Annotated in this window: 10 protein-coding genes; 6 read left to right on the top strand and 4 right to left on the bottom strand. The window is 61.9% G+C overall.

What is annotated here, in order from left to right; translation table 11 throughout:
- The first annotated feature begins 214 nt into the window (after positions 1-214).
- Entirely contained in the window at positions 215-1,654 is a 1,440-nt protein-coding gene (locus AC0QTX_RS26830) for an IS1182 family transposase (protein ID WP_474606846.1), read from the top strand.
- Positions 1,655-2,001: 347 nt separating this feature from the next.
- Here the strand turns inward: AC0QTX_RS26830 and AC0QTX_RS26825 are convergent, their stop codons facing one another.
- A complete protein-coding gene (locus AC0QTX_RS26825) occupies positions 2,002-3,036 on the bottom strand; it encodes a YihY/virulence factor BrkB family protein (protein WP_474606845.1) in 1,035 nt (344 codons plus the stop codon).
- A 259-nt stretch (positions 3,037-3,295) separates the two neighbouring features.
- On the opposite strand from AC0QTX_RS26825, the gene AC0QTX_RS26820 reads away from it, so the two are divergent.
- Both AC0QTX_RS26820 and AC0QTX_RS26815 read left to right on the top strand, forming a co-directional pair.
- Complete coding sequence (locus AC0QTX_RS26820; protein WP_474606844.1) at positions 3,296-3,715, top strand: CopG family transcriptional regulator; 420 nt, start codon at positions 3,296-3,298, stop codon at positions 3,713-3,715.
- Positions 3,716-3,822: 107 nt separating this feature from the next.
- Positions 3,823-5,091: an extracellular catalytic domain type 1 short-chain-length polyhydroxyalkanoate depolymerase gene (locus tag AC0QTX_RS26815; RefSeq protein WP_474606843.1), complete on the top strand. Its 1,269-nt coding sequence runs from the start codon at positions 3,823-3,825 to the stop codon at positions 5,089-5,091.
- A 283-nt stretch (positions 5,092-5,374) separates the two neighbouring features.
- Here the strand turns inward: AC0QTX_RS26815 and AC0QTX_RS26810 are convergent, their stop codons facing one another.
- Together AC0QTX_RS26810 and AC0QTX_RS26805 are read right to left on the bottom strand one after the other, a co-directional pair.
- Entirely contained in the window at positions 5,375-6,373 is a 999-nt protein-coding gene (locus AC0QTX_RS26810; RefSeq protein ID WP_474606842.1) for a DUF2865 domain-containing protein, read from the bottom strand.
- A gap of 178 nt (positions 6,374-6,551) precedes the next feature.
- Positions 6,552-7,022 carry a MarR family winged helix-turn-helix transcriptional regulator gene (locus tag AC0QTX_RS26805; protein ID WP_474606841.1) on the bottom strand — a complete coding sequence of 157 codons (471 nt, stop codon included), beginning with the start codon at positions 7,020-7,022 and terminating at the stop codon, positions 6,552-6,554.
- Between the two features lie 145 nt (positions 7,023-7,167).
- Here AC0QTX_RS26805 and AC0QTX_RS26800 point away from each other — a divergent pair, with 145 nt between their 5' ends.
- Positions 7,168-7,443 carry a hypothetical protein gene (locus AC0QTX_RS26800; protein WP_474606840.1) on the top strand — a complete coding sequence of 92 codons (276 nt, stop codon included), beginning with the start codon at positions 7,168-7,170 and terminating at the stop codon, positions 7,441-7,443.
- A gap of 9 nt (positions 7,444-7,452) precedes the next feature.
- The gene (locus AC0QTX_RS26795) at positions 7,453-8,145 is read left to right on the top strand and encodes a D-Ala-D-Ala carboxypeptidase family metallohydrolase (protein ID WP_474606839.1); all 693 of its coding nucleotides are present in this window, start codon (positions 7,453-7,455) and stop codon (positions 8,143-8,145) included.
- Here the strand turns inward: AC0QTX_RS26795 and AC0QTX_RS26790 are convergent.
- Positions 8,142-8,468, bottom strand: a complete 327-nt coding sequence (locus AC0QTX_RS26790; RefSeq protein WP_474606847.1) for a hypothetical protein — start codon at positions 8,466-8,468, stop codon at positions 8,142-8,144. The genes AC0QTX_RS26795 and AC0QTX_RS26790 overlap by 4 nt on opposite strands.
- Between AC0QTX_RS26790 and AC0QTX_RS26785 the strand changes: the two genes are divergently transcribed.
- Positions 8,376-8,606 carry a nuclear transport factor 2 family protein gene (locus tag AC0QTX_RS26785; RefSeq protein ID WP_474606838.1) on the top strand — a complete coding sequence of 77 codons (231 nt, stop codon included), beginning with the start codon at positions 8,376-8,378 and terminating at the stop codon, positions 8,604-8,606. The genes AC0QTX_RS26790 and AC0QTX_RS26785 overlap by 93 nt on opposite strands.
- The last annotated feature ends 194 nt before the right edge of the window (positions 8,607-8,800 follow it).

Here is an 8,800-nt window from a genome sequence, read left to right as displayed (position 1 = left end):
ATCCTCCGCTGAGAATGCCCGATCAGGGAATCACGATCCGTCGCTAATCACGAGGACTTTTTCAACGAAATCGGCACTTCTCGGAATTAAGCCGAAGGTCGGCTTAGGGCAGTAACAGCGGACGTTCCTGAAAGCTGGGGATCGTCGCTGTATGACCCTGGCTGTGTCAAAACGCGGTTAGTGGTAGGACTGCCCGCTCTGTTTGGGGGATCGGATGAGACGCTTTGTTGAAGGCGTGGATCGCAGCCAGACCACCCTGTTTCCCGAAAGCTTGGACGACTGGGTTGATGAGAACAACCCAGTCCGCGTTATTGATGCTTTCGTCGACGCGCTCGATCTGAGGGCACTCGGCTTTAGTGGCGTCGTGCCCGAAGCCACCGGACGCTCGTCCTACCATCCTGCGGTTCTGCTCAAGCTGTACATCTACGGCTATCTCAACCGGGTGCCGTCGAGCCGACGCTTGGAGCGCGAGGCCGGCCGCAATGTTGAGCTGATGTGGCTGACGGGACGCCTGGCTCCTGATCACAAGACGATCGCCAGCTTCCGCAAGGACAGCGCCCGCGCCATCCGTCAGGTCTGCGCCCAGTTCGTCACCCTGTGCCGCAAGCTGGGGCTTCTGAACACCGCTAGCGTGGCCATCGATAGCTCCAAGTTCAAGGCAGTCAACAACCGGGATAAGAACTTCACCCGCGCCAAGGTGGAGCGCCGCCGTGCTCAGATCGAGGAGAGCGTTGGGCGTTATCTCCAGCAGCTCGACACCGCCGATCGGCAGGAGCCCTCCGAGGCCTTGGCGGCCAGGACTACCCGGCTGAAAGAGAAGATCGCCCGGCTCAAGCAGGAGACGCAGCGTCTGGCGGAGTTGAAGGCGCAGATGCTGGCCTCTCCCGATCAGCAGATCTCGCTCACCGATCCGGATGCGCGCTCCATGGCAACCAGCGGACGCGGCTCCGGGGTCGCGGGCTACAATGTGCAGGTGGCGGTCGAAACCGAGCACCATCTCATCGTGGCGCATGAGGTGACCAACGACGGCTGCGATCGGGCTCAACTTGCTTCCATGGGCCAGGAGGCCAAGGCTGTTCTGGAGGTGGACCAGCTCGACGCTGTCGCTGACCGCGGGTACTGGGACAGCGAGGAGATCCTGGCCTGCGAGCAGGCTGGAGTGACCGTCACCCTGCCCAAGCCCATGACCTCAGGCGCCAAGTCCAGCGGCCGGTTCGGCAAGCAGGACTTCGTCTACCTGCCCGAGGAGGACGTCTACCGCTGCCCGGCGGGCGAGAAGCTCAGGTACTATTACAGCAACGTCGAGCGAGGGCTGACGCTCCGGCGCTACTGGACCATGGCTTGCCAGGGCTGCCCGCTCAAGAGCCGTTGCACCACAGCTCCGCAGCGGCGGATCACGCGCTGGGAGCACGAGGCGGTTCTGGAGGCGGTCCAGCGCCGCCTTGATCTGAACCCTGGGGCGATGCGCCAGCGGCGGGAGGTGGTCGAGCACCCGTTCGGCACGATCAAGATGCGCATGGGCGCCACCCACTTCCTGATGAAGCGGCTGCCGAAGGTGAGGGGCGAGATGGCCCTGCACGTGCTCGCCTACAATCTCACCCGGGTGCTGAACATCCTGGGTATCCAGCCTCTCATGGCCGCTCTCAGGGCGTAGGGGCGGGGCTTTGCCCGCTTATTAAGTCCAAGAGCGCCACGCTCACACCACTCCCCAGGTGATTGGAGGCTCAATCGATCAACAATCGGCCGGTTTGGGCACGCCAATGATGTTGAAGGGCTTTGGAGCGTAAAAGGCCGCACTCCGTCTCATGCCAAAGTGTTTTGACACGACCAAGACCCGGAGCGGACCATTGCGTGGCGCTACATTCCATAACGCCCCGTTTAACGAACTCCGCGGAACTTGCGTGGTAGGGTTCTCTCGGCCCAAGCTCTGGCATTATCAAGCTTTTTGAACAGGGGCGCGGCAGCGGCTTGGGGCGTCTCTGGCTACAGCGTAGAGCCATGTCAGGCGTGCGATGCACCAACGTGATCCGCCATGTTGGCACCGCGGGCACCTAGCGGCTTGGGCGTCCCATCCGTGCTGTCTCGGGCCGTTTGGTGCTCCATTTCGGCATTGAGATCAGCACCAAGCAGGACAATCACCACCGACAACCAGATCCACACCATGAAGCCAACGCCAGCACCCAGCGAGCCATAGGTTTTGTTGTAGCTGTCGAAGTTGGCAACATACCAAGAGAACAGCATTGACGCCGCAAGCCAAAGCACCGCAGCCGTGACACTGCCCCAGGTTACCCAGCGCCACTTCGGGTCACGACGGCTCGGGCCGTAGCGGTAAATGACAGCAAGCCACATGCCCACAATCAGGAGAAGGATCGGCCAGCGTAGGATTGTCAGGAGCTGTTTGGCTGGGGTCGCGAAGCCCACAAAGGTGAGCACGACGGGCGCGACCACTACCGCACTGATGGCCAGGATGACGAAGCCGATCATGCCAAGGGTGATCAGGAACGTTGTGGCGTAGAAGCGCAGCAGGCTGCGCTTCTCCTTCTCACCATAAACAACATTGAGTGCATCGAAGAGGGCTGCCACGCCCGAGTTCGCACTCCAGAGTGCCACCAGAAAGCCGATCATAAAGGCGACACTGAGCGTGTCGTTGCTCTGGGTGACGATCAGGGAGATCTGCTCCCCGATGAGCTCCAGCACCCCGCCGGGCAAAATGCCCGATAGTAGGGACAGGTGACCTCTGATCGTGCTGACATCTGCAAAGATCCCGTACAGCGACACGATGGTGGCAATCGCCGGAAAGACTGCCAGCAGGGCAAAGAAAGCAACTCCGCCCGAGGTCGACAGGATACGATCTTCCGAGATCCCCCAGAGCACACGCCAGAGGATATCCTTCCAGCCGCGGGCCGGGATCTGCCCGGGGGTATTCGCCTCCCGTCCCCGGCCGGGCTCGCCGGCGCGGCTGAGATCGTCCGGCAGCACGCCGGGAGCGGCCTCCTCTTCGAGCTTGGAGCGCCAGTCTTCGCCATGTTCGTTCATGGGGCACCATTGAGGTCCAGGAGGATATCGGGTCGGCAGGTTCGTGCCGTGTGAACGAGGCGTTTCCATGCCTCTCCACATTAAACCCCGAGACTGGTCTTCTGGCTCCTTTGAGGCCCGTGCTCCCAATCTGGATCCTCATCCTGTGAAATAGGCGCAAAGCAGCAGGCTCAATTCAGGGAAAGACAATACGCGGGCTTGAACTCGCGACGCAGACCATCCAATTACCATCTATATGGATGGTACCAGGAGGGCGGCTATGGCCAGCATCGTGCACGAACTTCGACCAAAGGCGTCCGATAGCGAGAAGATCACGATCAACCTGGGCTATGTTGACCTGGGCCATATTGATCTCTTGGTCCAAGAGGGCTTCTACTCGAACCGGACTGACTTCATCCGGACAGCCATTCGATACCAGCTTGACCGTCATAACGACGCCGTGAAGAAATCGGTCGACCGCCACCAGCTTGACCTCGGCCTGCGCCACTACAGTCGCCAGGACCTCGAGGCCGTGCAAGCCGCCGGAGAAATGCTGCATATCCAGGTTCTCGGTCTCGCCAGCATTGCTGGTGATGTTACGCCTGAGCTGGCGCGGCAGACGATCGCCTCCCTTCACGTCCTTGGCGCCTGGCACGCCAGTTCGGCCGTGAAAGAGGCACTCAAGGACCGCATACGCTGACCACCGAGTAGCATCCGTCTCCCGTCTTGAGAGCCTGCCTGACCCTTCCCGACAAGAAGGGGCAGGTCCCGCTTTGCCCCATGTCACCCCATAACAGGATCGAGCTCATGAACATGAAGCCAACCATCGACATACTCGAGGCAACCCGTCTCACCCGTGAAGGACGACTTACAGAAGCCCTAGCAATCCTCCAAGGAGGGCTTCCGAGTAGCCACTCCTCACCTGCTTCAAGCAACGCAGGCGGGAATGAGGGCCAGCGTCGAGAGAGACCTGCTGCACGGATCATTGATATCGTGCCACCATCGTCCAGAGGAGCGGCGTGGACTTCGCCGAAGTTCAACTTCCCAAACATGGCTCCTGACGGCCCTAATAGCTCTGCCGGAGGTTTGGGCCTGCCCCAGATGCCGGAGGCGCTGCGCGGCTTCCTCGACCGCATGGGGCAACCCGGCTCCGCGCTCGGTCTTGATGGATTGGTTGGACCTGATCCAGCCGGTGCGCCTGCTCCGCTGCCGGAGGGAGCGCGCTTCGAAGAGAGCACCTTTGCCAACGAGGCAGGGAGCCGTGCCTACAAGCTTTACATTCCAAGCGGCTACACGGGTCAGCCAGTACCGCTCGTGGTGATGCTGCACGGCTGCACGCAATCACCGGACGATTTTGCCGCCGGCACGCGGATGAACGAGTTGGCCGAGGAGCAGACGTTTCTCGTGGCTTATCCGGCGCAGGCCCAGTCGGCTAATGTCTCGAAGTGCTGGAACTGGTTCAACGCAGCCGATCAGCAGCGGGATCGCGGTGAGCCCTCGCTGATCGCCGGCATCACTCGGCAGATCATGCATGACTTCTCCGTCGAGCCGGGACGCGTTTACGTCGCCGGACTGTCAGCCGGTGGCGCAGCCGCCGCGATCATGGGCTCGGCTTACCCGGACCTCTATGCCGCCGTGGGAGTCCATTCTGGGCTAGCATGTGGGGCAGCGCGTGACATGCCGTCCGCGTTTGCTGCCATGCGGCAGGGTGGGGTGCCTCATCACAGAGGAGCCGAACAGCCCGTGCCGACTATTGTGTTCCATGGTGATCGCGACACGACCGTCAGTCCCATCAATGGGGATCAGGTCATTGCTCAGTCAAAGGCGAGCTCGGATCTGCGATCAACTGTCAGCTGCGGGCAGGCTCCCGGCGGGATTAGCTATACCCGCACGGTCGAGTGCGATGGCAGCGGACACCCGATGCTCGAGCATTGGGTTCTTCACGGGGTGGGTCATGCCTGGTCCGGCGGAAGTCCGAGTGGGTCCTACACCGAACCCAAAGGCCCCAATGCCAGCCGGGAGATGATGCGCTTCTTCCTGGAACACCCGAAACCGAGAGCCGCATCCCCCAACTAAGCACAAGGAGCCCGCCAGTCCCCGTCGTGGACTGGCGGGCTACGATTGGACATCTCCCATACGGGTAGGTCTGGAGTGCACCTGTCGAGATCAGTTTGCCTCGTTACAAGCGCCAAAACATTCCAGAGTGCATCAAGGCGGAAGATCGGCTCATGGCACGGAGCCGAAGTAAGCTGAACGTCTGGTTGCACAGGATCAGCGGACATTTACACAGCCATGCTGAAGGGCAGGACGTGACCCACACCGGACGTTTGCGGACCTTTCAATAGGCGTCTTCACAAGCCTATGGCACTGGAACCGGGATGATGTCAGGGGCGATCACCCGGATTGACCTGCCTTGCCTGGCAGGCGAGGGGGTCGCCTGAACGCTGCCCGTGGTCTCAAGATCCCTTGAGGTCGGCGGTGGGGCTGCCGAGGCCACACCAATCATCGTGACCTCCGCCTTGTCCCGCGTAGCCTTTGGCCTTCTGAGCGCCGCGTTGGTCATCTGCTCCGAGATCGCCTCTGTGACCAGCACATCGCTCTTCTTGCGCGCGATCATGGTCTCCGCCTTGCGCAGTGCATGCGCCCAGCTCTCATCCGGCTTCTTACAGGAGCAACTCGGATCGTAGGCTTTCCGGAAGCGCAGCGCATTCGGCAGCCTCATGTACGGCTCGCCTGTGTCCGACACCGCCTCCTCAATGCCGCCCTCGCGGGGAGCATGGAAGACCATCACCTCTGCATTCGGGCACAAGGCGCTGCACAGGCTGGCCACGCTTTCTTTTCCTTTCGGCTCGCTGTCCAGGGGGAAGTACCCTCCATCGCAAGAGCGCACACACACAAGACGCTCATCGCCGTTCAGCTTGGCTCTTGGGAGGGACTCAGGTTCGGCTGCATCGCAGGCCCTGCCGATGGCCGCCCTGAGCTGACGGCGGCGCTCATCAACAGCCGATGTGTCTGTAGTTTGGCGGATGAGAGAATGGTAGCTGGCCTGAAGGGCACGGATCTGCCCGGCAATGGGACCACACTCCGCCGGAGGCGCGAAGAAGAAGCCGCCGCGGTCACAGCCGATGGCGCGATAGTAGCCCGACCGGCGCTCGATCTCACGGGCATGCCGCTGGGCATTGGCTTCGGCCTGGCGGGATGAGGCGCCACTGCGGTTCAGGGAGGCGAGTTCTGCCTTATACCGCTCACAGGACGGTGCTTGGGCGAGCGCTATATTCTGGCCTGCTAAAGGCACCAGCAGGATCCTCGTCGCAAGGGTCAGCAGGGATCTCCAGAGGCGGCTGAGGCGCGACGGCATGCTGGTCCTCCCATGCCGAAGCATTGCCCCTCGATGAGCTGCACCATGATCCTGCCGGAGGACAAACTGTTGCGACGCTTGGCCGATCATCAATCCCATGACCAAAGCCACGGTTCCGGCTCTACTGCTTTTGCGCCAATGGTGACGGATCAACCCAGTATGAGAAGGGCGAGGAAGACTACTCGAGGAAGCTGTTGAGGCTGTCGCGCAGGTGCATGAGCTCGTCCCTGAGCGCCTGGATCTCCTGGGCGGAGCGGCCGCTGGCGCAGGCCACGTTGTGCCGCGCCTTGGCAGCCTGCTCCTTGAGGCCGTGGCCCTTGGGCGTGAGAATAATCCGCACCTGACGCTCGTCCTCGGGATCGCGCTGGCGGCGCACAATGCCGGCAGCCTCCAACCGCTTGAGCAGCGGGGTCAGCGTGCCCGAGTCGAGATGAAGCCGCTCACCAATGTGCTTCATCATCTGGTCGTCCTGCTCCCACAGCACCAAGAGCACAAGGTACTGCGGATAGGTAAGACCAATCTGGTCCAGCCCTGGCTTGTACACGCGGTTGAAGGCCTGCGACACGGAATAGGCTGCAAAGCAGAGCTGCCGGTCGAGCGTCAGGGTGTCTTCAACGGTATCGGGCACGAACGGCTGCGGTTTGGCCAAAGCTTACTCCTAAATGCAATCAGGTTCGTTAACGTACCATCGAATAGCCCCTTAGTATAGTTGCGTGCAGTTCAATTGCGCGTTAATGATATCTCACCTGCTCATCCTGGCAGGCCTCCACCCTCCACCTGCTTGAGAGCCTGCCATGATCCGCATCCCTGCCGCTTACCTCCGGGGTCTCGCTGTTCTGACCCTGGGCGCCACCTTCGTGCTCGGCCATGCAGCTTTGGCTGCCTCGCAAGGTGTCTCTTCCCAGCCTGACGTGCGCAGCCAAATGGCCGAACTGTTGGGGCAGGATCTGGTGGACGAGCAGCAGGGAACGGCAGGCATTGAGCTGGCGGAGAACTGCTACTTGGAAGTGCAGAAGCACCGCACGCCTCAGGGCAAGGTTGTGTCCCGCATTGTGCACGAGTGCGACTGAGGTGAAGCAATGAACAGGATCTTCACCATGCACAAGCGCACTCTTTGCCCTGCGAACTACTTCAGACCTGCGGAGCAACGGGACAGGGTCGAGACCGCCGCTCGTGTTCTCAGTGCATCGCTGGTGTTGGGGGCGATGGTGAGTGGGGGAGCCTTGCTGCTCCGAGCAGCTCCGGCCCATGCCGAGCGGGAGATCGTGCAGGACTCCGCGGCGCTGCAACCAAAGCCCACGAAGTACGTCAAGCCAAACGCAGTTGCGGCGAACACCCCCAGCGCCCGCCGCCTTTGGGTGGACCCGCCACAGCTTCCCACAGGCCAGCAGGCGGCTCGTACAGCCAGCTCCGCAGAACCTGCTTTTAAGGCAGCCCCTGTCACCCAGACAGCTTCCGCCAACTCACCGGCGGCGCCCACTGAGTGCCTGCCGACTGGTCTGCGCAATGTGCTGAAGGATGTTGAAGCGCGCTTTGGTGCGGTGATGCTGGTGTCCACGACGGAGCTGCACACCGATAATCACAGCCGCGCCAGCGTGCGCCATAAGCTTCATAGCGCATGCCGGGCGGTGGACTTCAAGGTAAAGGGTAACGGAAAGGCTGTGGTTGCGTACCTGCGCTCACGGCCCGAGGTGGCCGGGATCAACAGCTATGGCAACAATGGCGTGATCCACATTGATCATGCCGAGCCGCGTCAGGTGGCCCAGCGCTAGGCGCTCCATCGTACCAGGCCATGACCGCCACGCCCACCGCTAACATCGCACGATCCGTCGCCGACGACACCCGTGCCGGCGTGCAGGAGTTCCTCGCTGCCCGTCTGGCGGGGGACACCGAGCGGCTCGTCACCCTCTTCGCCGACTAGGTCGACTGGCTGCTTGTCGATAACCCCGCCGTCCCGTGGATCCGCCCGCGCTCCACTGCCGCCGAATGCGCGGCCCAGTTCATGGAATTGATGGAGCACACCGTGCCCGAGGACGCCCGCGCCTGCGTCGACACCTTCCTCGTCGACGGAACCGCCGCGGTCCTGATGGGGCACGTGTCGGGGACCGTCCACGCAACGGGGAAGTCCCTTGAGGGCCTGTTCGCGCTGCACCTCACCGTCGAGAACGGCCGGATCACCAGGCACCGCCCCTACGAGAACAGCCTCTCGATCGCCCAGGCCTGCACCCCGTGAGGGCGTGGGCAATGCATGTCGTGTGACCGTAGACGATCGAAGCGTGAGGTCGATGTAGCGGATGCGGAATGACCGCTCCTGGCAGATTGCGTTGACAAAGTCGGCATCGAGACGGGTTGGGACAGCGCTGAAGCTTGCTTTATTGAGGTCAGGTCTGAGGTGAGGTGTGCCCTTCGGACCTTCTTAGGTTCCTT

The sequence above is a fragment of the Microvirga sp. jy35 genome (assembly GCF_056148915.1).
Note: the sequence above shows the minus strand (reverse complement) of the source record. Positions and strands in the feature narration are given on the sequence as shown.